Below are 25,509 nucleotides of genomic sequence, written 5' to 3'. Positions count from 1 at the left end.
CAAGCGTACGTCGACGCGATGCAAACGCCACGTCAGATCATCGGACACGCCAGCATGATGCTCGCAAGCCGCTGGATTCAGGCACTCTGCCTCGCGCTCTACATGATCGACCCGGTTCGCCAACGTGCCGACGCACACCTCGTCGCCGCGTACCTCGGCGAGCCGCAATCGGATGATCCGAACAGGACCGGGCAAGCGCCCGCGTCTCCTGGCCGGTTTTGAAGCACGTGCGGCGGAGCGTCCCAGCCTGCCCCACGCGAACATCAGAGAAGGAACGCAGCCATGAACATGCGCCAACTTCAATACTTCCTCGCCGTCGCGGCGGAACTGAATTTCACGCGTGCGTCAGAACGCGTGAACATTGCACAGCCCGCATTGAGCGCACAGATCATCGCGCTGGAAGATGAGCTGGGCACGCCGCTCTTCACCCGCGAGAAGCGCAAGGTGCTCCTGACTCCCGCAGGCGAAATTCTCGTCGAACACGCGCAACGGGTGCTCAATACGGCGTCGGCCGCGATTGCCGCCGTGCGAGCGTCGGGACGCGGCGCGCATGCGCACCTGATCGTCGGTTCGATTTACACGGCGATCTACTGCTTCCTGCCGAATACGTTGCGACTCTTCAACACGCTCGCGCCCAACTCGGATGTCAGCTTGCAGGAGATGACCATCTCGCAGCAGATTGCCGGACTGAAGGAAGGCTTGATCGAAGTCGGTCTCGTGCGCGGCCATATCTTCGATCACAACATCGTGACTGAACTGCTGTATCGCGAGTTGCTGGTGGTCGCCGTACCCGCCGGAAGCCAGTACGACGTGCCGGGACCGGTCGAACTGCATGACCTCGCCACGTGGCCGCTGATCGCAGTCGCGCGCGGCACGGCGACGGAACGCGGCTATGGCGACAAGATTCTCGACATTTTCGAGGACGCAAACCTGAAGCCGAACGTCGCCAAGGAGGCCTACGACATGCACACGTCCGCATGTCTCGTCGCGGCGGGTGTCGGCGTGGCCGTGGTGCCCGCCATCATGCAGCTCATGCAGCCGCACGGTGTTGCGTATCGGCCGCTCGCGGTCGAAACAGCGGGTGTTTCGCTGTCGCTCGCGTGGCACAAGGATCGCGTGCCGCCGTTGCTGGGCGCATGGCGCGAAGCCGCCAGGGCGAACGCGGCGCAACTGATCGCACGCCATCCGCAATACTTCATCGACACATCGGCGCCGCGCCTCGTCGAAGCCGTGGCCGCCTGATCGCATTACTCTGTCACTGGCCCGACGCATCGAGCTTGCGTCAGGCACTATCCGTCCTGCTCTTATGGCTCTTCAAGCCACGCGTCGATCTCATCACTGTGCTCACCCAGATGCGGCGCCGCGCGTACTTCGGCGGCAGGCGCACCGTGAAATCGCACAGGCGGCCGCATCTGCAGGTAATCGCCTTCCGATGGATGTGTCCTTCGTTCGAAAAATCCCACTGCCGCCAGATGCGGGTCCGTGAAGACCGCGTCGATATCCTTCACTTCAGAAGCCGGAATGTCGCATTCCGCGAACAGTGACAGCCAGTATCGCAATGGCTGTTGGGCAACGATGCGCGCCATCTCGGCATACATGCGGTCCAATGCATGGAACCGGTCGCGTGCAGAAGAGAGCTTCTCGCTCACGAGAAAGTCCGAATGACCCGTCACGTCGAAAAACCGCACCCATCGCTCGTCGGTGTAGGGCGCGACGGCAAGATAACCATCCAGACACTTCAGCGGCTGGCGCTGTGGATCTAGCTGGCGCGGATAACCCGCTTCTTCGAGGGGCGGTACGAAAGCGCGTCCATAGATGTGCTCCTGCAACAGGAAGTGCGTGAAGCTCTCGAACATCGGCACTTCGACGGCCTGACCGTGTCCCGTACGTTCGCGATGCAGCAGCGCGCCGAGCACCGCATAGGTCGCGTGCAAACCCGCGACCTTGTCGGCCATCGCCATCGGCAGGAATCGTGGTGCGGGCTGGCCATCGGCGCGTGGCAGAAGACTCGCTGCGCCCGATGCCGCCTGGATGATGTCGTCGTAAGCAGGTTTGCCCGCATAAGGACCGCCTTCGCCAAAGCCCGTGCAATGCACATAAACGAGACGCGGGTGGGTTGTACTTAGCGCGTCGTAGTCGAGCCCCAGCCGTGCGGCGGCATCGCGCCGCAGGTTGTGAATGAAGACATCGCAACGTCCCAGCAGACGCAGCAGCGATGCCTTGCCGCGCGCACTCTTCAGATCCCACACTACCGACCGTTTGCCGCGATTGAGCGTGATATGGGCCGGGCCCATGCCACGCGTCTTCGCGGGACGTCCGACACGCCGGATTTCGTCTCCCGTTGGCGGTTCGATCTTGATGACGTCCGCGCCCATTTCAGCCAGTGTCGCGGTGCAGTACGGGCCGAAGATCACCGACGTCATGTCGAGAATGCGCACCCCGTCGAGAATGGACGATGCAGCCATGTTTGTCTTTTCCTGCAACGGATTTCAGGCGGGTTCCGCGAGCGTCAGCAAAAGCTTCAGATCGAACGAGGGATCAGCAGCCTGCTCGCGCGAAGGACTGATGCGCCTCTGCAGCAACCGGCGCGCAGCCATATGCTCGGCAGGCCGGTTGCACGATTCGACGCCCGTCAGCTGGCGATGCCTGAAACGGAACACCGTGAACGCTCCCGACTCCGGATCGCCGCGCACCACGCTGCTATCGAGCCGGCGCGCGACACCTGCAATCTGCAGGCGCGCCCCGCCCTGATCGCTCCAGAAGACAGGCGTCTGGTCATACGGCTCCGCCTGCCCCAGCAAACCTCGTGCAACATGACGCGCCTGATCGACAGCGTTCTGCACGGATTCGAGACGCAGCAGGTCACCGCCGTCGAAGGCATACGGGAAGGCCGCGCAATCGCCGATCGCCGAAATCGCTGGGTCCGACGTGCGCAGCTTCTCGTCCACGATGATGCCGTTGAAGACCGACAACCCGCATGCCGCCGCGAGCTCGCTGTTCGGCACCACGCCCGCCGCGACCAGCACCAGATCCGCTTCCAGACACGCGCCATCTGCAAGTTCAACCTGATACGCGCCGCCATCGAGGCTAGAGATGCGCTGCACGCGTGCGTCGAACGAAAAGCGCACGCCTGCTGCACGATGATGCGCGGCGAAGGCCGCCGACATCTCAGCGGAAATCGCGCGCTTCATGGCCCGATCAACCGATTCGACCACGTGAACATCGCATCCGCGTTCCGCCGCAATACTGGCGACTTCGAGCCCCAGAAAGCCTGCACCGATCACGACGACGCGTCGCGCCAGTTCGAGCCGTGCCTTCAGACGCTGCGCGTCATGGATCGAACGCAACGACAGCACGCCGTCGAGTGCCTGAGAAATAAACGGCAGCGTGCGGTTGCGCGATCCCGTAGCCAGCACCAGATGCTCGTACGACACGACGCGACCCGACATCAGCGACACACGCTGCCGCTTGCGGTCGATCGCGCTGACGCGCTCACCCGCCAGCCGCTCGACGCGCGCCTCGTCGAACCAGCGCGATTCCTCGAGACTCAGATCGTGCGCGCTGACGCCGCCCGTCAGAAAACTCTTGGACAGAGGCGGCCTTTGATACGGCAGCGCCGCCTCATCGCCGATCAACCGGATCTCACCGTCGTAACCTTCGTCGCGCAGCGAGGCGGCGACCTGCAAGCCCGCCTGACCCGCTCCGACGATCACGACCGCATTGGGCCGCGCGTTCACTGCCCGCTCCCCTGCGCTGCGTCATCGGTCAGTTTCTCGACTTTGATTGCTTTCGACGGGCATTTGCGCGCCGCGCCGAGCACCTTTTCATACAGCGCTTCGTCGGGCTCGGTCTGCGACAGCTTAACCACGCCGTCTTCGTCGCGCTGATCGAACACTTCTGCGGTCGACAGCACACACAGTCCTGCGCCGACGCACACGTCCTGATCGACGGCGACGCGCAGTTTGAACGTTCCATTCGACATGTCTCACTCTCCTCATGCACTACGCCCGGCACGCTTCGGTCACGCACGCCGCTGACGCTTTTCAGTTGATTACCAGGTGACAGGCAAAGCTTCGAGGCCTTGCACGAAGTGGTCGCCCTTGCCCTTGATGTCTTCGAGCGGCACCGCGAAGCGCAAGCCCGGCATCCGTTCGAACAGCGACGCGAATACCACCTGCAATTCGACCCGCGCGAGCGGCTGGCCCAGACACTGGTGAATCCCATAGCTAAACGCGACGTGATGATCGGCCTTGCGTGTGATATCGAACCGGTCGGGCTTTTCAAAAGCTGTCGCATCATGATTCGCGCCTGAAATCAGCGCGATCACGCCCTCGCCTTTGCGGATCATCTGCCCCGCTACTTCGACGTCTTCCGTTGCGACACGAAACGCGTTGTAGTGAACGATGGTATGAAAGCGCAACATCTCCTCTACCGCATTGCGCAGCAGCGACGGGGTCTCACGCAGCAGTTGCAACTGGTCAGGGTTGGTCAGGAAACTGAAAACGCCGAGCGCCATCTGGTTGGCCGTTGTTTCATGACCGGCCATCAGCAGCAGCTCCGCCATGATGACCAGTTCGCGGTGCGTCAGATGCCCGGGCCGCACCTGCTCGACGATCAGCCGGCTCAGCAGGTCGGTGCGGTTCTCCGCGTCCTTCGTGCGCTCGGTGATAAGCCGGTCCAGATACGTCAGAATGCGATCCGATGCCGCTTTCGGAATGGAAGGATCGACATCGAGGAGCACCTTGAGCCGGCTTTGCTCCTGGAAGAAACCGTGATCGCACGCGGGCACATCAAGCAGTCCCGCGATCACTTCCGACGTCAGCGGCAAGAAAAGATCTTCGACCAGATTCGCGGGCGGCCCTTTTTCCAGCAATTCATCGACGAGCCGGTTGAAGATCGACTCGATACGCGGACGCATGTCGCTCACGCGCTTGATCATGAATTCCTTGGTCAGCATGCGTCGAAAGTGGCCGTGCTGTGGCGGGTCCATCCGGATGAACGCAGGTTCCAGATCGAGTACCGCGTTGCGCGCAGGCGAGAGGCTCGGGAATCCGCCGACATGCGGATCGCCGCTGAAACGGTTATCGCCCAGCACGGCACGAACATCGTCGTAGCGCGTGAACAGCCACGCGTCCTTGCCGTCCCACATCTGCACCTTGACGGGTCCGGGCTGCTGCTGGAACGCGCTGTACTCTGCCGGCGGTACGAACGGACATTGACGCGGCATCGGGAATGCCGGTTTGCTGAAAGGACATCCAGACATCGTGCCTCCCGTCACATCGATTGATTGATTGAAATCATGTCGGGAAGCCAGTTACAGACCACCGTTGACGTCCAGTGTTGCGCCCGTCACATAGCGGGCGTCATCGCTGACCAGAAAGCCAATCGCCGAGGCAATTTCTTCCGGTTCCGCCGCGCGTTGCAGGCCCGAACTGGCGATCAGCTTGTCGCGGATCTCCTTCGGTACCTTCTCGCCCATCGCCGTGTTGATGGTGCCAGGCGACACAGCTGCGACGCGGATGCCATGCGGTCCGAGCGGCTTCGCGAGGCTCTTGGTGAGATTGATGACGGCTGCCTTCGAGCCTCCGTAGTCGGTCACGCCACTGCCAGCCGTCGCGACGATCGATGCCAGATTCACGATCACACCGCCGCCGCCCGCCTTGACGAGGCGTTTTGCCACTTCCTGGCTGAGAAAGAATGGTGCGCGTGCGTTGACGCCGTACGTAAAGTCGTAGTCCGAAGGCGAGATGTCGAAGAACGTCTTGCCGTGCCACACACCGGCGTTGTTGATGAGCACGCGAATCGTGCCGTATTGCGCGTCGATCGTTTCAACCGCGGCCTGGATTTGCGCGTGGTCGGTCACGTCGCACTTGTGGTACGCGTAGTCGCCTTTGCCCTCATCGGCGATATCGAGCCCGACGACCTTGTAGCCGCGTTCGCTCAGGTTCTTGCAAATGGCTTGTCCCGTCAGGCCGTTGGAGCCCGTGACAACTGCAACTCTGGTGGTCATGCGTCACCTCTTCTCACGATATGGTCTTGAACTGCTTCCGCTCACACACGCGTTCTCGCGTGGTCTCAGGCTCAAGATTCGCCGTTCGAAGGTCGCAGGTCCAATACTGTTTTGCTGGATCGTGAGACCGAATTCCTATCGTTGCTGCCGCCACGCTGCGCGCTGATTGCCGCTCAGCGGCTGACGATCACCCCCGCGCGCTCGCGGTCCCAGCAGTCAGCCGTAACGCCTTCTGCGCGCAAGCGATATTTCTCGACGCGCTCACTCGGTGTTTTCGGCAGACCGTCGCGAAACGCGACATAACGTGGGATCGCAAAGTACGCGAGACGCGGCTCGCACCAGCGTATCAACTCGACTTCCGTGAGCTGCTCGCCCTGCCTGAGCACGATCACCGCCTTCACATCATCCTCTCCAAGCTCGGACGGCACGCCCACCACGCACGATTCGAGTACAGACGGATGCGCACCGATCACGGCCTCGACCTCGAACGACGAAATGTTTTCACCTCGCCGACGCAACGCCTGCTTCTTTCTGTCGACGTAGTGAAAGTACCCATCCTCGTCTTCCCGCGCGAGATCGCCCGTGTGAATCCACAAGTTGCGAAACAGGTCGATCGTGGCGTCAGGGTCCTTGTAATAGCCGCTCGTTCCCAGATATGGATGCTGCGGCCGCACGACGAGTTCGCCCGTTTGACCGCGCGCCACGTCATTGTCGAGATCGTCGACAACTTTCACGTCATAGCCCGTGATCGCCTTGCCGCATGAGCCCGCGCGCCTGTCGTCGTACGGATTCACCAGACAGCTGCTGCACTCCGTCATGCCGTACAGTTCGAGCAGACGCGTATTGAAACGCTGTTCGAACGCGAGCCATAGATGGGGCGGCGCAGCGGCGCCCACCATCAGACGCAATGGATTATCGGCATCGTCCAGAGAGGGGGGCTGCTTCATGAGAATCGACAGCATGCCGCCGATGAATTTCGCTGACGTACAGTTCCAGCGACGGCAGTCGTCGAGCATGCGGCTCGCCGAAAAGCGCTCGACAAATACCGCTTGCGCACCGGCGAGTATCGCCGGGCCTGTCGTGCCGTGCGCGCTCGTATGAAAGAACGGCAGCCCCGTATAGAGCACGTCGTAATCCGTATAGCGTGCGTACTGCACCGCCTGCGACCAGATTTCGTACCAGTAGTGATGGCTGATCAGCACGCCTTTCGAGCGGCCCGTCGTGCCCGACGTGTAGGAGATTGTCGACAGTTGCCGGAAATCGACGGATACGCCAGGCGCCGTTTCGGCGTGCGCCATCAGTTCGTCGAAATGCAGCGGCTCGCGGCCTGGCCAGCCTGTGAGACAAGACAGCGCGCGACCTTCCACCACAATTGTGTGACGCAGCTTCGGTAGCCGGTCCGCAACGGCCTCGAGCGGCACAGAGAAGGCAGGCTCGGCAACCAGCGCGACACAATCCGCGTGATCGATCTGATATGTGAGACCTTCGCCCTTCAATGCTACGTTGATCGGTACGCACACCGCGCCGATTCGATTCAAACCGAACCACGCAATCAGGAACTCGACGCGGTTCGTCAACATGACGGCGACCTTGTCGCCTGAGCCAATACTCAACTCGAGAAATCCGTTCGCTGCGCGGTTGGATAGCGCATTCAACTGTTCGAAGCTGATCGTGCGATCGCCGAAGCGGAACACTTCATGGTATGGATCGCGACGCGCCTTGTCCTCGATGATGTGGCCGATTACACGTTCCGTTTGCGCATACGCCTGCATCGTCCAGTCGGCCCACCTGCGTTCGGCCCGTTCGAACTTGTCGTCCCACTGCCCCATCTCGTCGTCCGCCCTGACTGTCCGATAAGTCGCCTGATTACTTTGATCGCGCGTCAGCCGACATGTTGCGAGGTGCTATTCGTCATCGACACGCATCAACCCTTCCTGCATCGCCGTCGCGATCAGCCGACCGTTCTGATACAACGCGCCCGAACCTAGCCCACGATTGTTCATCGCGCACGGCCCCGTCATGTCGTAGTAGAACCACTCGTCCGGTCGCACGGGCGCATGAAACCACATCGCGTGATCGAGGCTCGCGGAGCGGGCACGCGAATCCATTGCGCCATAGCCGCGCGGTCGCATCGCTGTCGTCATCAGATCGAGGTCGCTTGCGTACGCGAGCACAGCGGCGCACAACAGCGGATCATCGCCGCACGGCTCGCGCAACCTGCACCACAAGCCGTTGACAGGCGCGCGTACGCCGGGATCGAGCCATGGCCGCCATTGCTCGCTGCGGCGCTCGAACAGCTGCATGATCAGCGACACATGCGAACGCCGGCGCTCCAGCAGATTGGCTTCGTTTGCGAAGATATCCGCTTCCGATGGCAGCTGTTCAGGTGACGGCACAGCGGGCATTGGCGGCAAACGCTCGTGAACGCCTTCCTGCGTCTGAAACGAACTTGCGCCGATGAACACGAGCCGCTCATCCTGCGCAACGCGCACATGGCGCGTGCTGAAGTTGCGGCCCTCTCGCACGGCCTGCACTTCGAACCGAAGCGGCCGCGTCACATCGCCGGGATGCACGAAATAGCCTTGCATCGAGTGCAGACGGTGCGCGTCACGCACCGTCTGTCCCATCGCCATGATCGACTGCGCAAGCAACTGGCCACCGTAAATGCGCCGAACGCCGTCGACGGGCGAGCCGCCGACGAACACATGACGGCTTTCCTCACGCAGCCTGAGCAACGTCAACAGTTCACTCACCGTCAGCGCCACACGCCCTCCCATCAGCCCGAACGTCAGCCCGGAATCGCGACGACGAGACCGTCCAGCTCCGGCGTGATCTCGATCTGACAACTCAGGCGGCTGTTGTGGCGCGGCTCGCCAAGACCTTCCAGCATTTCACGCTCGATATCGCAGGCCTCGCCGACGGCACCCATCCACGCATCGTCCACGTGAACCTCGCAGGTCGCGCAGCTGCATGCGCCGCCGCATTCCGCGACGATGCCTGCAATCATGTTGTCGATGGCACCCTGCATGACTGAGCTTCCGAGCGGCACGTCCACTTCGGTGACTTCGCCGCTGACCTGAACATATTTGACGACTGGCATTGCATACCTCACTCTGGCTAAAACAATCGGACTACTGCTGCACTGTTTCGAACATCGATTTCAACGGAAAATCTTCGTTACCCAGGCGTGCTGCGTCGACGGCTACGCCCTCGGCAATCAGCCGCTTGCTGACCATGAATTCCTGCGCGCGGTTCACGCAGTCCGCCGCGACCAGACGGCCCTGCTTCAGGTAGAACGCAGTAAAGCTGCGGCCCGCGTCGCGTTGGCCGCGTATCACCACCTGGTCGTAGCCCGCATTGAGCCCGGCGATCTGCAACTTGATGTCGTATTGATCCGACCAGAACCAGGGCAGCGCGCGATACGGCTTGTCCTTGCCGCATATCGCAGCCGCGGCGGCCTTGGCCTGTTCGGTAGCATTCGGCACCGACTCGAGGCGGATGCGCCCGTAATACGGCGACGGATGCGTCGTGCAGTCGCCCGCGGCGACGATATCCGGGTCGGACGTGCGCGCGCACGCATCGACAACGATGCCGTTATCGACCTCCAGCCCCGCCTGTTGCGCCAATTCGACATTCGGCATCACGCCGACACCGACAACAACGAGCGTGGCTGGCAACACCGTACCGTCGCGCAGCACGATCCGCTCGACATGACCGTTCCCTTCGAAGCGTTCGACGCAGACACCCGTGCGGATATCGACGCCTTCTTCACGATGCACGCGCTCGAAAAATGCGGACACCTCAGGCGCGGTGACACGTGCGAGCACGCGTGGCGCCATCTCCAGCACCGTCACGCGCATGCCGAGCCGCTTCAGTACGGCTGCCGTTTCGAGTCCGATATAGCCACCGCCAACGATCTCCGCATGAGCACCTTCATTGACATGGCGGCGGATACAATCAATGTCCGCGATGCCGCGCAGGTAATGCACGCCCGTCAACTCTGCGCCGGGCAGATCGACCGTGCGAACGCGTGTGCCCGTGCAAAGCGCGAGCTTGTCATATGCCAGTGATGACCCGTCCTGCAACGTCACCTGCTTGCGTACACGGTCGATGGATGCCACCCGCTCACCCAGACGAAACTCGATGCCGAACTTCTCATAGGCGTCAGCCGTGCGGATCAGCAGATCGTGACTGTTCTTTTCACCGAGCAGATACGCCTTCGACAACGGTGGCCGGTGATACGGCAGATGCGGCTCGTCGCCGATCACCACGATTCGCCCTTGCCAGCCTTCCTGCCGCACGCTCGGAGCCAGTTGCGCCGCCGCGTGACTCGCGCCGACAATAATGCAGGTCCCCTCCACGATGCCCTCCTTACTGTCGCTCATTCCATCTCACGCGCCCGCCGCGGGCCACGCGCTTCCCGTCCGCCCCAGCACTTCTTCGTTGTGTTCACCCAGCATCGGGGGCGAGCGAAGAATCTGTGTCGGTGTGCCCGAAAAGCTCAACGGATTGTTGATGATCTTGAAGTGGCCGCCTTTCGGATGGGGCAAGGTCTTCAACAGGTTGTCGACCACATGCGGATCGTTGAACACTTCTGGCCAGGTACGCACTGCTCCGTAGATCGCACCTGCGGCGGACAGCGCCTCTTCCCATGCGACGAGGTCGCGGGTCGCGAAGATCGCGGACAGCGTTTCGTTCACAAGATCACGGTTGGCGAGCCGCGCCGCCTTGGTGGCAAAGCGCTGGTCGGTCTTCAGTTCGGGCGCGCCGAGCGCATCGCAGAGCACCTGCCAGAACTTGTCGTTGATCGTGATGATCATGATGTCGCGGCCATCGGACGTCGTGTACGTGTTGTTCGGCACGATGTCCCAATGCTGGTTGCCCATTCGCAGCGGCGTCTTCGAGGTCAGGTCGAAATACACGTCGCGCGGCACCTGGCTGAAGATACTGGCGTCTAGCATCGACAGGTCCACGCGCTGTCCCTCGCCCGTCTTCGATCTCGCCTGCAACGCAGTGAGAATGCCGATCGCTGCCAGCAGCGCGGTAATCAGGTCCGAAAACGGGAAGCCTGTTTTCAAAGGACCCGATTCCTCCGTGCCCGTGACCTGCATCACGCCGGAAATGGCCTGGATGATCATGTCGAGGGCGGGACGATTGCGGTCGGGCCCGTTGCGGCCAAAGCCCGAAATCGAGCAATACACGAGGCGCGGATTGATCTCCCGCAGCGCTTCGTAGCCGATGCCGACGCGTTCAGTGAATCCCGGCCGGAAATTTTCGACCAGCACATCGGCCTCGGCGGCCAGTGCGCGCGCGGCTGCTCGCCCCTCTTCCGTCTTCAAATCAAGCGCGATGCCGCGCTTGTTCCGGTTCACACCGAGGAAGAACACGCCGTCGCCGTTGAGCGTGGTTTCGCCGGAGCGGCGAAACGGATCGCCCTCGGGCTGCTCGACCTTGATCACATCGGCGCCGCAATCACCCAGCATCATCGTCGCGAACGGGCCCGTCATCATCTGCGTGAAGTCGAGCACTTTCAGACCGTGGAGCGCCGCTTTCATGCTTTTTCCTTTTCGGTGTAGAACGCTTCACGCTCGTGGTTCGATGCCCGTACACCTTTGTCGCGGCGCTGCTTCATGAAGTTGTATTCGTCGGCTTCGTAGCGCACGTTGGTCGCGAGTGCGTGCAGCACATGACCGTAAGCAAACTGGCTCGAGATACCGAGCGAATCCATCGCCAGATGCGTAGCGGCCTTGCCGACCGCGATACCATCGCGCGGCAGTCGCACGATGCGTTCGGCCCATTCCTCGCCGGCTTCGTCGAGCGACGCAACTGGCACCACCTTGTTGACGAGACCGTTCGCAACACACGTCTGTGCGTCCCAGACATCGGCCATCAGCAACAGTTCGCGCGCCTTGCGCGGCCCCATCACCATGATTTCCCAGGCAGCGAAATAGGCAGCGCCTGACAGCCCGAGCTTCTGTTCAGGGTGGCCCATCTTCGCCGTATCGGCGGCGATCACGAGGTCCGAGCCTTCCGCGAGATAAAGACCGGCACCGAGGCAGTAGCCCTTCACCAGCGAAAGCGTCGGCTTCAGAAAACGGAACACGCGCTCGAAACGTTCGATATAGCGTTTGTCGTGCTGGAGCCGCGCACGTTGGCTCGGCTTGCGCGGACGGCCCTTGTCGTCGTAAGTCGTCGCGCCATATTCGGTACCGACTTCGGCGAGATCATGTCCGGTGCTGAAATCGTCGCCCGCGCTGCGCAACACGACCACGCGCACGTCGTCGTCGGCTTCGGCACGGTCATAGCCTTCCATCAGTTGATCGAGCATCGCGCTCGTCATCGCGTTTTTCTTTTCCGGGCGATTGATCGTGATGTAGGCCCGGCCGTCCTTTGCGAGGTAATCGATGCTGCCTGTCATGCGTGTTCTCCTCCGCGTCCGCGCCAAGCGGACGCCTGTTCTCTTCGACATGTTCCGAAGCTCGGAACGGACGATACGGTTGACCCGTCAGGTGTTCAGATTGATCGCCACCGCCTTGACCTCGGTGTAGAGTTCGATCGCCTCGAAGCCGCGCTCACGTCCCCAGCCCGACTGCTTGTATCCGCCATATGGCAGGGTCGCATCCGGCGACGACAACGCATTGACGTTGACTATGCCCGCCTGCATACGACGCGCCATCTTGTGTGCCCGGCCGATGTCCCTGGTCCAGATGCTGGAGGCGAGCCCATAAGTGGAGGTGTTCGCGGTGGCGGCGATGCTGTCGAGGTCGTCGTCATCGAACGACATCGCGCACAGCACCGGCCCGAAGATTTCTTCGTCGTGAACTTTCATGCCTGGCTTTACATTCGTCAGCACAGTCGGCTGCACGAAAAATCCACGTTCGTGCGAGGCAACGCCTCCGGCGTAGAGCGTCGCGCCTTCTTCCTGTCCGCTACGGATATAGCCCGCCACACGATCCAGTTGCCGCCGCGAAATGACAGGGCCCATTTCCGTGCCGGCATCGAGACCGTGGCCCATCTTCATGCTGTTGGCGCGCTTCGCAATCAGTTCCAGCAGCGGTTCGTATGCGCGCTGGTGGACATACAGGCGCGAGCCTGCCGCACAAATCTGCCCGGCGTGAAAGAAGATCGATGAGCAGACGCCCGCTGCGGCGGCCTCCAGATTCGCATCGTCGAACACGATGACGGGCGACTTGCCACCCAGTTCCAGCGACACGCGCTTGAGATTCCCACTTGCCGCCTGGAGGATGCGCCGCCCCGTTTCGCCCGAGCCCGTGAAGGCCACCTTGTCGACGCCGGGGTGCGCCGCAATCGCGGAGCCGACGGGAGTGCCGAAGCCAGTCACGATGTTGAGCACGCCCGGCGGAATCCCAGCGTCCAGCGCGAGTTCGCCCAGACGCAGTGCCGTCAACGGCGTCTGCTCCGACGGTTTCATCACCACCGTGCAACCGGCCGCGAGCGCGGGCGCAATCTTCCACATCGCCATGTTGAGCGGGAAATTCCACGGAATGATCTGGCCCACCACGCCGACGGGTTCGCGCAACGTGTACGCGTGCCATTCCCCCGCCAGCGAGACATTCGGCGTTTCACCGCCCATCTTGGTCGTCCAGCCCGCCATGTAGCGCAGCATCTCGGCAATGCCCGCCACGTCGCCGTTGCGGCAGAACGGCAACGGCTTGCCGCTGTTCAGACATTCGAGTTGTGCGAGTTCCTCGCCGTTGGCTTCGATCAGCTCCGCAAAGCGCAGCATCATGCGCGTGCGCTGCGCTGGCGTGACCTTGTGCCACGGACCTTCCAGCGCGCATCGTGCCGCTACGACAGCACGATCGACGTCGATCGCGGTTGCCTCGGCCACGGTGGCGATCACCTCGCCCGTCGCTGGATCGATGATGTCGGTGCGCTGGCCGCCTTCTGAAGCGACCATCTGCCCATCGATCAACAGCTGATGTTCGCGGGCAAGAAAGCTTCGCGCCGCTTCACCTAGCGCCGGATGAAAACTCGTCGTCATGTCAGTGTCCTTCATGGTCAATCGGGGTCTCATTTGCCCAGCAGCTGCCGGGCAATGATCAGCCGATGGATTTCGTTGGTGCCTTCGAGAATCTGGTTCAGCTTTGCGTCGCGCATGAAGCGCTCGACGGGATACTCGGTCGAGTAGCCGTACGAGCCGTGAACCTGAACCGCTTCGAGTGCGGCTTCCATCGCGACATCGGTCACGAAGCATTTCGCCATCGACGAAAGCAGCGTGAGACGGCTGGTGTCGCCCGCGTCGATTTCCTGCGTGCTGGTGTAGAGCAAGGTGCGGGCGGCTTCGATCTTCATCGCCATGTCGGCGAGCTTGAACTGGATCGCCTGAAAATCGCCGATCCGCTTGCCGAACTGGCGGCGATCGCGCGCATAGCGGATTGATTCGTCCAGCGCAGCCTGCGCCAGCCCCAGCGATGACGCCGCGACGGAAGGCCGGTTCAGATCGAGAATCTTCATGCACGCCTTGAAGCCATTGCCTTCTTCGCCGAGCAGGCAATCGGCATCGACGCGCATGTTCTCGAAGAACACCTGATAAGTGGGTGAGCCATGCCGCCCCATCTTCACTTCCTTGCGGCCAACCGTCAGCCCCGTCGTCTTCGTATCGACGAGGAACACGCTGATGCCTTCGTGGCCTCGCCCTTCCGACGTGCGAGCGAACACCAGCATGTAGTGCGCCTGCGCGGCCCAGGTGATCCAGCTCTTTTGTCCGTTGATCACATACGAGCAGCCGTCGCGCCGCGCGGTGGTGCGGATGGCGGACACATCCGATCCGGCTTCGGGCTCGGTGATCGCCACCGATGAAATCGTGCGGCCTTTGGCGGCTTCGGGCAGATAGCGCGCCTTCTGCGCATCGGTGCCGAAATGCAGCAGCGGCAGAATCAGTCCAATCGAGTTGTTCGCGCACAGCGTCGATGCCGCGAGCGACACCTTGCCGATTTCCTCTTTCGCGATACACACGGACGTCAGGTCGCCGCCGGGTCCGCCGTATTCGTCGGGCACCCACATCTGCAGGAGACCGAGATCGCCGAATATCTCGACGAGCGCATCCGGAAACTCACGCGTCTCTTCCATCCCGGCGACGAGCGGGCGCACCTGCTCGTCGGCGACACGCCGCACCATGTCGCGCAGCATCCCCTGTTCTTCACTGAACTTCACGTTGTTCTCCTGTTGCGCCGCACGTCAAGCCAGCGTGACGTCGCGAAAGCCGAGTGCGCGTAATGCCGGCTCATCACTGACGCGCACCAGTTGCGCACGCGCAGACTGGCTCTCGATGGTGAACGCATGCCAGCAAGGAATTACGATCACGTCGCCACGCGTAAGCTCGACGGTGCCTAGCTGATCGACGGTGAAACGCACTTCGCCGCTCATTACCGTATAGAGGCTGTTGTCGATGCGCGGACGCGACTCTTGCCGTGCGCCGCGCACCAGCCCGATGGACTGCACGCCGATGGTTTTCAGGCTATCGGTGGCGAGATCAAAGGTGCCGTTTTCGTACGCGCCACGCTCCAGGTCAGCAGCCTTGAAGCGCATCGGGGAATCGGGCTCATGCGCCGTGACGGGTTCGTTGCGCTGCGGGTGATCCTCGAAGAACATGCATTCGAGGTTCTGCACCAGCGGCACGTCGAGGAAGTCGATCCAGAAAGCCGCTTCGTCGCCGAAATTGCTATGACCGTGCCAATGCCACGACGGCGTGAGCACCACATCACCCGGCATCACGTCGATTCGCACGCCGTTGACGATCGTGAACGTGCGTTCACCGGCATCCAGAATGAGCCGCAGCGCGTTGGGCGAATGACGGTGCGAACGCGCCGTCTCGCCCGGCAACACCAGTTGATAGGCGGCCACCAGATGGCGGCAGGTTGGATAGATGTTGTCGGCGATCGGATCGACCATGATCAGGTTGCGCCGCTCGGCTTGCTCGGGCGACACGAAAGCACACGCAGCATCGAGCGCGGCACGCGCATCCGCATAACGCCAGACTGCCGGCACGAAGCGCGGGCGCGGCGTCGGCCACATCTGCGGTGCCTTCTTCGCCCAGCCCGGCGACAGCGCGCGGGCGTGCAGGCTCTCGAAATAACCTTCGGGCGCAGTGGGCGCCTGCGTGATGATCTGTGACATCAGTGTCCTCGCTCGTTTGGCTCGATCGGTTGCATCACACTGCAAGTCCGGCCTTCGCTTCGTCCCAGACAGGGTGATCGCCAACCTCGCCCTGTCGCACATGAAGCTCCATCGAGCCCACGCCGTCGATCACGATCTCCAGCACGTCGCCGTCCTCCACCGGACCGACGCCCGCCGGCGTGCCGCTTGCAATGATGTCGCCCGGCTCCAGCGTCATCACCGCCGAAGACATCGCGATCATCTCGGGCACATCGACGATCAGGTTCTTCGTCGTGGCGCGCTGGCGTTCTTCGCCGTTGACGAAGAGCCGCATCTCAATGTTGTCGAAGTCTGCGATTTCATCGGCTGTCGTAATCCACGGGCCAGTCGGGCAGAAGGTGTCGAATGACTTGCGCATCACGCGTTCTTCCTTGCCGCGCACTACCATGTCGAGCAGGCAGGTAAAACCGAATACGTAATCCCGGCTCTCCGCACGCGTCGCCGCCCGTCCACGCTTGCCGATCACGATACCGAGTTCACATTCGTGATGAATCTCGCGGCCCGCCAGCGGCGGCAGCATGATGTCGTCGGCAGGGCCGCTCAGACTCGAATTCGCTTTCAGAAAGAAGCCCTGTCCGCTCGCCTTGAAGGTCGAGATCACGCCGCTTGCGCCACCCTGTTTCATCTCGTCGATATGCGCGTGATAGTTCGCGGGAAACGCGATCACCTTGTTGGGCCATTGCACGGGGGCCTCGAGACGCACGTCGGCAAGCGGCCGACCTTCGCGATGCGCCAGCGCATCCAGCAGCGTCGGGCCGCGCTCCTTCCAGTCCGCGATCAGCCGCACCATGCCGACAGGCGGCCAGATACCGGGCTGCACGCCCGCCAGATCGCTGACATCGATCACGCGATCACCATCGACGATGCCGATGCGCCCGTTGTCGAACGTAACGAGTTTCATCGCGTGGCCACCTCTTCTTTCGCAACGGCTTCGGGCTTCACGGGGTACACACCGCGAATCACGTTGATCAGCGCCTCTGCATCTTCGGGTGCCGCGTCGGCGCGCCATGCAACATGGCCATCGGGACGCACGAGGACCAGCGCGCGTTCGTAAGCGGCACGTGCGGCGTCATGGTCCAGATCCACCACCGTGAGCGGAACCCCTGCGCGTTGTGCCGCGTCGCACAGCGCATCCACGGCCAGCGAGGCGTCGAAGCGCAGCAGCACGAAGCTCTTGCCGAAGAGATCGAGCGTCGAACGGTCAGCGTCGAGCCATACATGCGGCGCGCGATGGCCCGGGCGCGACGTCTGCACGTAGGTGCTGACGGTGTCTTCAGGCTCGGGCGTGCCATCCGGTACGACGATTGATGAACCTTCATAGCGGAAGCCCAGATGAATGCCGATCGTGTACCACTCGCGCTTCATCATCTTCGTGTAGGCGTCGCCGAATACGCGGCGTGCTTCGTCGCCGGCTGCGCCTGGCTCGAACACTGCGGGGCTGAGGTTCTGCCGCGGCGTCAGCATCAGCTTCAGATTGCTGGTCGCTTCATTGACGTTGCGAATCGCAATGGGCCGTCGTTCGAATTCATAGGTGTCGAGCAAATGTTCGCCGCCCCACCCTTGGACCATCGCCTGAAGCTTCCAGCCAAGGTCGACAGCATCCTGGATGCCCATGTTCATGCCGAACCCGCCCGTGGGCGACGTCAAATGCGCGGCGTCGCCGGCAATCTTCACGCGCGCCGTGCCGTAGTTGTCGGCGACCAGCTGGCGGCGAATCCAGGGCATCACGGAGAGGATGCGGAACTCGACATCGTCGCGGCCTACCGCGCGGCGGAACGCAGCCGCCACGTCGTCTTCGGACAGCGTCCGCATCGTGCCGTCGCCGACGATCGAAAAGCGCCACCAGTCACGTCCGTTGATCGCAACGACCGTGCTCCACGTGCCTTCCGGGCCGATGAAGATGTAGCGATAGCCCGGCTTCTTGTCGTGCAGCGCTTCGAGCCCTTTGCACTCGATGATCGCGTTGGTCGTGTAGGTCAGCGCCGGGGTGCCCGTCATGCGAATGCCCAGGTTCTCCTTCACGCGGCTCGCACCGCCGTCGCAGCCCACCAGGTATTGACATTCGATCGTTTCTTCGCGACCCGATGCGATGTCACGCGCGGTCACCGTGACGCCGTCATCGTGCTCGACGTGCGAAACATAGTCGGTGCTGTAACGGATCTGCACGTTGCCCGTCTTTTTGGCGAAGCGCGTCAGCACCGGATCGAAGAAATTCTGCGGGCAACGCTCGCGCTTTTGCGGGCTCTGCTCGGGCCGCGCTTCATCATGCACACTCGGAAACACTTCACGGCCGAATTCGTAGCCGCCCGCAAGCTGCGACACCCATGCGTAATCTTGCGGATAGTCGCGGTTGTAACCCGCGTTCTCGACATCGTCGACGATGCCCCACCGCCTGCAGAACTCCATCGTACGAATGCCGACCATATCCATCTTCGGCTGGAACACGGTGCCGTCGCCGCGCTCGATCAGCACGCAGGGAACACCCCGCCAGCCCAGATCGCCCGCAAGGGAAAGTCCGATCGGTCCCGCTCCGACAATGACGACCGGGGTGCGTCCGGCCGTATCGATTTGCGCCATAGCTGATTGCTCCATCATGCTTTGTGTGTCGTATGAAGTTACGCTGCGCCGCTACGCTTTCCGACCGCGGCGCCTCGATGTGAAGCCACTCTAGCAAGCACCTCCACGCGCCGACCAATACTGTTTGCAGAGGAATTAAGAGGATTTCCCTCTGATGCGCAGCCAATGTTCTTCCTCTCACTGGATCGGAAAAACGTATTGGTGACGAACCAGGTTGCATCGCTATCCTGTGACACAGCCGCCTGGAAGACACAGTCCAGCGCCCAATACAAGACCAGATCAGGAGACATCGTCCATGCCCGCCAGCCGCTTCCGTTAGTCGCGTCGCGCGACGTGCTTCAACAAGGTCGGCCTGCCTGCCACCGCGCACGCATGGCCGCCGATCCGACCATGCGCCGCGCGCTGACCGTCGCGGCGCCGCTTTTGCAAAGGCTAGTCATGACGACGCATGAACGCCCCTGGTATCGCTGGTATGTGCTTTTCATCCTGACGCTAATCTATGCGTTCGGTTATATCGACCGGCAGATCGTCACCATCCTCGCGCCCTATCTGAAGAAAGACATGGGTATCTCCGACGCGCAACTCGGCCTGCTGTACGGCACGTCGTTCGCACTTTTTTATTGCGTGTTCGGCATTCCTCTAGCTCGCCTCGCGGATGGCTGGAGCCGCGTTCGCACGCTGGCACTCGGGCTGTCGTTCTGGTCGTTGATGACGGCCATGTCCGGGTTGTCGCGCAACTTCGTGCAGCTCGGCACGGCGCGCATCGGTGTCGGTATCGGCGAAGCGAGCGCCACGCCTGCAGCCGTATCGCTGCTCGGTGACTACTTCGAAAGGGCGCGTCGCGGCACAGTTCTCGCGCTCTATTCGGTCGGCGTTTATGTGGGTGCTGGCGCATCGCTCGTGATCGGCGGGTCGATTGTGTCGGCGTGGGAGCGGACCTACGCGAACGGTACCGCTCCGCTCGGACTGTCGGGATGGCAGGCGTCGTTCATTGGCGTAGGCGTGCCGGGCATGCTGTTCGCGCTGATCGTCATGCTGACGGTCCGCGAGCCTATGCGCGGCCGGCTCGATGCGGTGCCCGCCAGAAAGGACCCGCATCCGTTCCTGCATGCGTTGCGCGACCTCGGCTCGATGATTCCGCCGTGGAGCTGGTTACGCCTTCAGGCGCTGAACGCGCCACGCCGCGAATATGCGCGCAACTTCGTCTATTTGTTGTGTGCAGTTGCGCTGGTATGCATCGCCACAGCGGGTACCAACCAGGTGCTGTCGGCAGGCCATAAGGCCGTGATCGCGACGGTGGGCGGCTTCGATATCACCAGCAACCTGGTCCAGTGGTTCGCGATCGCCGTTGCGTTCTATGTCTGTTCGAACTGGTATCAGGCAACGCGGTTGGGCGACGCCTACGCGCATCGTCTGATCACGGGCTCGCGCACCTTTGCTGCTGTGACGGTAGCGGGCGCCTTCCTCGCGTTTGCAATGAATGCCGTCAACGCATTCGTTTTTGTCTACGCGAGCCGCAAGCTCGGATTGACTGCGCAAGCAGGTCTGCACCTGGGGATCATCGCGATCATCGCTGGCGGCGCAGGCATCAGCGTGAGCGGTTACCTGTGCGACTGGGCCAAACGCCGGCATCCGTTTGGACGGCTCTACTTCGTCTGCGTAACGGCAACGGTCTTCAGCGCGGCTAGCGTGCTGCAGTATCTGACGCCGAGCGTCACCGTGTTCTATTGCGCGTATGCCGTCGCGACCTTCTTCGTGCCGATGTGGTTCGGCCCGCTTCAGGCAACCACGCAGGATCTTGTGATCCCGCGTCTGCGCGGCACGGCATTTGCCGCTTTTTCGCTCGGACCCAACATTTTCGGCCTCGGCCTTGGTCCGTATTTCGTCGGCATCGTCAGCGACGCGTCGGGCGACCTTCGCATGGCGATTCTCTCCGCGATCGGCGTGCTGCCCGTTTCGATCGGTGCGTTGCTGGTGGCGAGCCGCACGCTGTTGCAGGACGAAGCCGCCGCACATGCCGCACTGGAGCGCTCCAATGCCGAGTCACTCGACGATGACTACGTCGAAGTGGGCGGCCCGCAACTCACGCACTGACTGCGCACGTCGATATTTTTTAGCGATCACTCGACAACAACAAGCGATTGGAATTCGCGGGCCGCAAATGTTCAACTGCGTTCTGTCTTTCATGAAAAGGAATCACGCTATGAGGTCGTCAGCATGAAGGTATTGGTTACGGTCAAACGCGTCATCGACCACAACGTCAAGGTGCGCGTGAAAGCAGATCAAAGCGGTGTCGAACTCGACAACGTGAAAATGTCGATCAACCCGTTCTGCGAAATTGCCGTCGAGGAAGCCGTGCGCCTGAAGGAAAAAGGCATCGCGACCGAGGTGGTGGCCGTATCCATCGGGCCCGCCGCCGCGCATGAGCAGTTGCGCACGGCGCTGGCGATGGGCGCCGATCGCGCCGTGCTCGTCGAGACCGCCGCGACGCCCGGCGCGCTCGCCGTCGCGAAGCTGCTGAAAGCCGTTGTCGAGCGGGAGCAGCCGCGACTCGTTCTACTCGGCAAACAGGCGATCGATAGCGACAACAACCAGACAGGGCAGATGCTTGCGGCGCTGCTGGACTGGCCGCAAGGCACCTTCGCGTCCGCTGTCGATATCGACGGCGAGCGGGTGCAGGTGACGCGCGAAGTGGATGGCGGTCTGCAAACCGTGTCGCTGGCGCTGCCCGCCATCGTCACGGCCGACCTGCGTCTGAACGAGCCGAGATACGCGACGCTACCGAACATCATGAAGGCCAAAAAGAAGCCTCTGGAAACGCTCGCGGCCGACACGCTTGGCACATCCGTCGAAAGTTCGTTGACGACATTGCGCGTAGAGCCGCCCGCTGAGCGCAGCGGGGGTGTCAAGGTCGAGTCTGTCGCACAACTCGTCGAGCGGCTCAAAACGGAAGCGAAGGTGATCTGATGGCTATTCTCGTAATTGCAGAACATTCGAAAGGCGCGCTCGCCAGCGCAACGCTCAACACCATCGCCGCCGCTCAGGCGATTGGCGGCGACGTCACGCTGCTGGTGGCGGGACATCAGTTGCAGGACGTCGGGCTCCAGGCTGCGCGCATTGCTCATGTCAAGACCGTGCTTGTTGCGGACCATGCCGCGTACGCACACCAGTTGCCCGAAAACATTGCGCAGCTTGCAGCTTCACTGGCACGTGATTTCAGCCACATTCTCTGTGCCGCAAGCTCGCATGGCAAAAACGTGTTGCCGCGTATCGCCGCCCTGCTCGACACCGATCCTGTTTCGGACATCGTTGCCGTGCTCAGCGCCGATACGTTCAAGCGGCCGATTTATGCTGGCAACGCGATCGCGACGGTACAGTCGTCCGCGCCCGTCAAATGCGCAACGGTCCGCACAACAGCCTTCGCTCCCGTCGACACGACGAGTGGAAACGCGGACGTCGTAACAGTCACCACCGCTATCGAGTCCTGCACATCAGAGTTTGTCGGCGAGACGATGGCCAAGTCGGACCGGCCAGATCTGAACGCTGCCGCCATCGTCGTGAGCGGCGGACGCGGCATGCAAAGCGCCGAACAGTTCAAGCTGCTTTATCCGCTCGCGGAACGGCTCGGTGCCGCCGTTGGCGCGTCGCGCGCGGCCGTCGACGCGGGCTTCGCGCCGAATGACTTGCAGGTCGGGCAGACAGGCAAGATCGTCGCGCCGCAACTCTATGTCGCCGTCGGCATATCGGGGGCCATTCAGCATCTGGCGGGAATGAAGGACTCGAAGGTGATCGTCGCGATCAACAAGGACGCGGACGCCCCGATCTTTCAGGTCGCAGACTACGGCATGGTCGGAGATCTGTTCGACGCGTTGCCGCAGTTGCAGGCAGCACTTTGACACGCACCCGCTAATGCACGACTCGCCTCGTTCGCGCGAGGCGAATCCATCCACACTGCGCTTCGACATCCACACACGCTGCCGTCCGCGAGTCGACGCGCTTCTCATGCAGGAGTTGCCGACATGACCACGCTGACGCAAACACTCGCCGACTTCACGGTTCAGATACGCTTCGACGATCTTCCACAGCCCGTCGTACACGAGGCAAAACGCCTGCTGCTCGATACGATCGGCTGTGCGCTCGGCGCAATCGACACACCGAGCGGACAGATCGCGCTGGACTACGTCAACATGCTTGGCGGCACGCCGCACGCAAGCGTGATCGGTTCGCCAAAACGCAGTTCGGCAACCGCTGCCGCCTATGCAAATGCCCGGCTCGCGAATGTACTCGACGCCGACGACACCTTCCCCACATCGACACACTTCGGTAACGCCACGGTCTTTTCTGCGCTCGCACTGGCCGAACTCGACGCACGCAGCGGACAGGACTTGCTAGGCGCCATTGCCGTTGGATTCGATGTCGGAGCGCGCATCGGTAGCTGGATGGGTGCGCCGATGCAGATCGAGAATGGCAAGGTGATCGGTTGGAACGAGCTCGGCGGACCCGCGGCGACCATCACGTGGGCTGCCATCGGTGCATCGGCCAATATTGCGCGCCTGAATGGCGCGCAGGCCAACCACGCGTTCGGCATCGGCGGCAGCAACTCGCCGCAACCCACCTTGCGCAAGTGGGCCGAATCCGTCGAGCAGCCGATGTACAAGTATGCCGACGCCGGATGGTGCGCGGAAATCGGCGTGTCGTCGGCCCTGCTCGGGAGACTCGGCAGCACGGGCTTCAAGGATATTCTCGACGGCGAGAACGCATTCTGGAAATTCTACGGCTCGCCGAATCACGATGACGGCGCGCTCCTTGCAGGGCTCGGGACTGATTGGCAGATTCTCAACACGACGTACAAGCCGTGGCCGTGCTGTCGCTGGATTCATCATCCGCTCACTGCGTTTGGCCGGCTGCTCGAACAGCACGCGCTGCGGCCCGATGACATCACGCGTGTCGTGGTGCGCGCGAATCCGTTTGCGCTCACGCCGATTTTCCGTGAACAGCATCCACTCGATCTGCTGAGCGCAGAGTTCAGTCACGCTCACGCCCTTGCCGCGCTTGCGTTTGGCGTTCCACCGGGTCCGCGCTGGTATGAAACGGCCACCATGAATGACCCGCGCATTGCGGCATTTCGCGAGCGCGTCAGCGTCACGGCCGAACCGTCGTCGTCGAACATCGCCGAGTGGATGACGGGCGGCCAATGGCGTGGCGTGCCTGGTGGTGTCGACATTCATGCGCGCGGCACGGTCTTTTCCGCAACGGCAGATCACGCAACGGGCGACCCGTGGACCGCCGCGACTCACTTTACCGATGAACAGATTCGCCGTAAGTTCAGTGTGATGGTCGGTCTGGACGCGAACGGCAACGGGCCCGAAACATTGCAGCAAGCGGCACGCGATGTTGCCGATGTGGTGATGTCGCTTGAATCATTGCCTGTCGATCGCCTTGCTGTCGCGCTCAACGCCTTGTGCCAGTCGATGCGCGCAGTGGGAGTCGAAGCGTGAGCGATATCGGCGACGCGCAAATCTCCGCACTTCCCGCTGCGGCCAGTGCGGAGCGCGACGTAGAAACATCCTCGCGCCTTCCGCCGCCGTTTTTCATTCTCGTCGGCATCACGCTGTGCGGCACGTTTCCTCTGCATGTGTTCATTCCGGCGTTGCCATCGGCGGCCCATGAACTTGGGGCGACTGCATCCGCAATTGGCGCGACGATCACGCTGTATGTGATCGGCCTTTCGATCGGTCAACTGGTGTATGGGCCACTCTCCGATCGATACGGCAGACGCCCCGCGCTGCTCGGCGGCTTGATCATTTTCACATTGTCGAGCGTCGGCGCGGCGGTTGCGCCAACGCTCGAGGCGCTTGAGGTCGCCCGTATCATGCAGGCGCTCGGCGGTTGCTCCGGCCTCGTGCTCGGGCGCGCAATCGCGCGCGACGTTTGCAGTTCCACGACGCTGATTCGAAGACTGGCCACGCTAAGCATCGCGATGGCGGCAGCGACAGCGATCGCGCCCGTGATCGGCGCACAACTCGTATTGCATCTGGGATGGCGTGCCATCTTCTACACGCTCGGCGCGCTCAATGCGCTCGTCCTGCTATCCGTCTGGTGTATGGTCCCCGAAACACGCGACGTGTCGGACGGGCATTCGCTTGCGCGTTACATCCATAGCTATGCGCGCTTGCTGAGGTCACCTGCGTTCGTGTCTTATACGGTGGGCGGTTCGAGCGCGGGAACGGGTATCTATGCGTTCCTTTCCGCTTCGCCTTTTATTCTTGAGAAGCACTTTGGACTCTCTGCGCAGGCATTCGCCTTTTCTTACTGTCTGCTCGTCGTCGGACTCGCGTGTGGTCAGAGCACGGCGAAACACATCGCCGGCCGTGTATGCTCCCGCGCCGCGCTGATTTCGGCGAGCGCCCTGATGGCTGCTGCGTCCGCGAGTCTTGCTGTTGCGTACCTGGTACACGCGTGGTCAGTCGTGACAGTCATGGCGCCGATGGTCGTGATGTTTTACGCGACGGGTCTGTCCAGCCCTTTTGCGATCAGTGGCGCGCTCGATGTCGACGCTTCAATGGTCGGTGCCGCAGCGGGACTGTATGGCAGTTTGCAGATGGGCTATGGTGCTTTGTGTACAGCGGCTGCAGGTTTTTTGCCGGACAACCCCGCGCTTTCGATGATCGCTACGCTTGTGGTGTCCAGCGTCATCGCGGGGCTCGCGTTCCAGTTCGCACCGCGCGCCCGCTCGTCCTGAC

General features: G+C 62.1%; 23 protein-coding genes. 7 read left to right on the top strand and 16 right to left on the bottom strand.

Features of this window, described 5'->3' with window-relative positions:
- Positions 1-18 precede the first annotated feature (18 nt).
- Together C2L65_RS33165 and C2L65_RS33160 are read left to right on the top strand one after the other, a co-directional pair.
- Positions 19-222, top strand: coding sequence for a hypothetical protein (locus C2L65_RS33165; protein ID WP_042305968.1), 204 nt, complete (start codon positions 19-21; stop codon positions 220-222).
- A gap of 60 nt (positions 223-282) precedes the next feature.
- Positions 283-1,242: a LysR substrate-binding domain-containing protein gene (locus tag C2L65_RS33160; protein WP_042305969.1), complete on the top strand. Its 960-nt coding sequence runs from the start codon at positions 283-285 to the stop codon at positions 1,240-1,242.
- Positions 1,243-1,304: 62 nt separating this feature from the next.
- On the opposite strand, the gene C2L65_RS33155 is transcribed toward C2L65_RS33160, so the two are convergent.
- From C2L65_RS33155 to C2L65_RS33080, 16 genes are all read right to left on the bottom strand, one after another.
- Positions 1,305-2,465 (bottom strand): CaiB/BaiF CoA transferase family protein, encoded by a 1,161-nt coding sequence (locus tag C2L65_RS33155; RefSeq protein ID WP_042305970.1) that lies wholly within the window; start codon positions 2,463-2,465, stop codon positions 1,305-1,307.
- A 24-nt stretch (positions 2,466-2,489) separates the two neighbouring features.
- Entirely contained in the window at positions 2,490-3,737 is a 1,248-nt protein-coding gene (locus C2L65_RS33150; RefSeq protein WP_042305971.1) for an NAD(P)/FAD-dependent oxidoreductase, read from the bottom strand.
- A complete protein-coding gene (locus tag C2L65_RS33145) occupies positions 3,734-3,982 on the bottom strand; it encodes a ferredoxin (protein ID WP_081920828.1) in 249 nt (82 codons plus the stop codon). Before C2L65_RS33145 ends, C2L65_RS33150 begins: the two co-directional genes overlap by 4 nt.
- Positions 3,983-4,051: 69 nt before the next feature.
- Positions 4,052-5,263: a cytochrome P450 gene (locus C2L65_RS33140; RefSeq protein WP_042305972.1), complete on the bottom strand. Its 1,212-nt coding sequence runs from the start codon at positions 5,261-5,263 to the stop codon at positions 4,052-4,054.
- A 51-nt stretch (positions 5,264-5,314) separates the two neighbouring features.
- Complete coding sequence (locus C2L65_RS33135; RefSeq protein ID WP_042305973.1) at positions 5,315-6,010, bottom strand: SDR family NAD(P)-dependent oxidoreductase; 696 nt, start codon at positions 6,008-6,010, stop codon at positions 5,315-5,317.
- Between the two features lie 173 nt (positions 6,011-6,183).
- Entirely contained in the window at positions 6,184-7,839 is a 1,656-nt protein-coding gene (locus C2L65_RS33130) for an ATP-dependent acyl-CoA ligase (RefSeq protein WP_052426844.1), read from the bottom strand.
- Positions 7,840-7,914: 75 nt separating this feature from the next.
- Positions 7,915-8,763 (bottom strand): acyl-CoA thioesterase, encoded by an 849-nt coding sequence (locus C2L65_RS33125; RefSeq protein WP_233446706.1) that lies wholly within the window; start codon positions 8,761-8,763, stop codon positions 7,915-7,917.
- A gap of 35 nt (positions 8,764-8,798) precedes the next feature.
- Entirely contained in the window at positions 8,799-9,110 is a 312-nt protein-coding gene (locus C2L65_RS33120; protein ID WP_042305975.1) for a 2Fe-2S iron-sulfur cluster-binding protein, read from the bottom strand.
- Positions 9,111-9,141: 31 nt separating this feature from the next.
- Positions 9,142-10,395, bottom strand: coding sequence for an NAD(P)/FAD-dependent oxidoreductase (locus C2L65_RS33115; protein ID WP_042305976.1), 1,254 nt, complete (start codon positions 10,393-10,395; stop codon positions 9,142-9,144).
- A 6-nt stretch (positions 10,396-10,401) separates the two neighbouring features.
- Positions 10,402-11,565 (bottom strand): CaiB/BaiF CoA transferase family protein, encoded by a 1,164-nt coding sequence (locus tag C2L65_RS33110; RefSeq protein ID WP_042305977.1) that lies wholly within the window; start codon positions 11,563-11,565, stop codon positions 10,402-10,404.
- On the bottom strand, positions 11,562-12,428 hold the full coding sequence (locus C2L65_RS33105; protein ID WP_042305978.1) for an enoyl-CoA hydratase/isomerase family protein: 867 nt from the start codon (positions 12,426-12,428) through the stop codon (positions 11,562-11,564). The genes C2L65_RS33110 and C2L65_RS33105 overlap by 4 nt, the downstream gene beginning before the upstream one ends.
- A gap of 87 nt (positions 12,429-12,515) precedes the next feature.
- Positions 12,516-14,015, bottom strand: a complete 1,500-nt coding sequence (locus tag C2L65_RS33100) for an aldehyde dehydrogenase family protein (protein ID WP_042306089.1) — start codon at positions 14,013-14,015, stop codon at positions 12,516-12,518.
- Between the two features lie 29 nt (positions 14,016-14,044).
- Positions 14,045-15,187 (bottom strand): acyl-CoA dehydrogenase family protein, encoded by a 1,143-nt coding sequence (locus C2L65_RS33095; RefSeq protein WP_042305979.1) that lies wholly within the window; start codon positions 15,185-15,187, stop codon positions 14,045-14,047.
- Positions 15,188-15,211: 24 nt separating this feature from the next.
- Positions 15,212-16,150, bottom strand: coding sequence for a cupin domain-containing protein (locus C2L65_RS33090; RefSeq protein WP_042305980.1), 939 nt, complete (start codon positions 16,148-16,150; stop codon positions 15,212-15,214).
- 34 nt (positions 16,151-16,184) lie between these two features.
- On the bottom strand, positions 16,185-17,090 hold the full coding sequence (locus tag C2L65_RS33085) for a fumarylacetoacetate hydrolase family protein (RefSeq protein WP_042305981.1): 906 nt from the start codon (positions 17,088-17,090) through the stop codon (positions 16,185-16,187).
- On the bottom strand, positions 17,087-18,766 hold the full coding sequence (locus C2L65_RS33080) for an FAD-dependent oxidoreductase (protein WP_042305982.1): 1,680 nt from the start codon (positions 18,764-18,766) through the stop codon (positions 17,087-17,089). The genes C2L65_RS33085 and C2L65_RS33080 overlap by 4 nt, the downstream gene beginning before the upstream one ends.
- Before the next feature lie 372 nt (positions 18,767-19,138).
- On the opposite strand from C2L65_RS33080, the gene C2L65_RS33075 reads away from it, so the two are divergent.
- The 5 genes from C2L65_RS33075 (at position 19,139) to C2L65_RS33055 (ending at position 25,508) form a co-directional block, all read left to right on the top strand.
- Positions 19,139-20,860, top strand: coding sequence for an MFS transporter (locus tag C2L65_RS33075; RefSeq protein ID WP_233446705.1), 1,722 nt, complete (start codon positions 19,139-19,141; stop codon positions 20,858-20,860).
- A gap of 123 nt (positions 20,861-20,983) precedes the next feature.
- Entirely contained in the window at positions 20,984-21,733 is a 750-nt protein-coding gene (locus tag C2L65_RS33070; RefSeq protein WP_042305983.1) for an electron transfer flavoprotein subunit beta/FixA family protein, read from the top strand.
- On the top strand, positions 21,733-22,662 hold the full coding sequence (locus C2L65_RS33065; protein ID WP_042305984.1) for an electron transfer flavoprotein subunit alpha/FixB family protein: 930 nt from the start codon (positions 21,733-21,735) through the stop codon (positions 22,660-22,662). The genes C2L65_RS33070 and C2L65_RS33065 overlap by 1 nt, the downstream gene beginning before the upstream one ends.
- A gap of 123 nt (positions 22,663-22,785) precedes the next feature.
- Entirely contained in the window at positions 22,786-24,264 is a 1,479-nt protein-coding gene (locus C2L65_RS33060) for an MmgE/PrpD family protein (RefSeq protein ID WP_042305985.1), read from the top strand.
- Complete coding sequence (locus C2L65_RS33055) at positions 24,261-25,508, top strand: multidrug effflux MFS transporter (protein WP_233446704.1); 1,248 nt, start codon at positions 24,261-24,263, stop codon at positions 25,506-25,508. The genes C2L65_RS33060 and C2L65_RS33055 overlap by 4 nt, the downstream gene beginning before the upstream one ends.
- Position 25,509 lies beyond the last annotated feature (1 nt).

Origin of the sequence: Paraburkholderia terrae, from assembly GCF_002902925.1 — a bacterium.
GTDB classification, from domain to species: Bacteria; Pseudomonadota; Gammaproteobacteria; order Burkholderiales; family Burkholderiaceae; genus Paraburkholderia; species Paraburkholderia terrae.
This window is presented reverse-complemented; position numbering and strand designations above follow the sequence as displayed.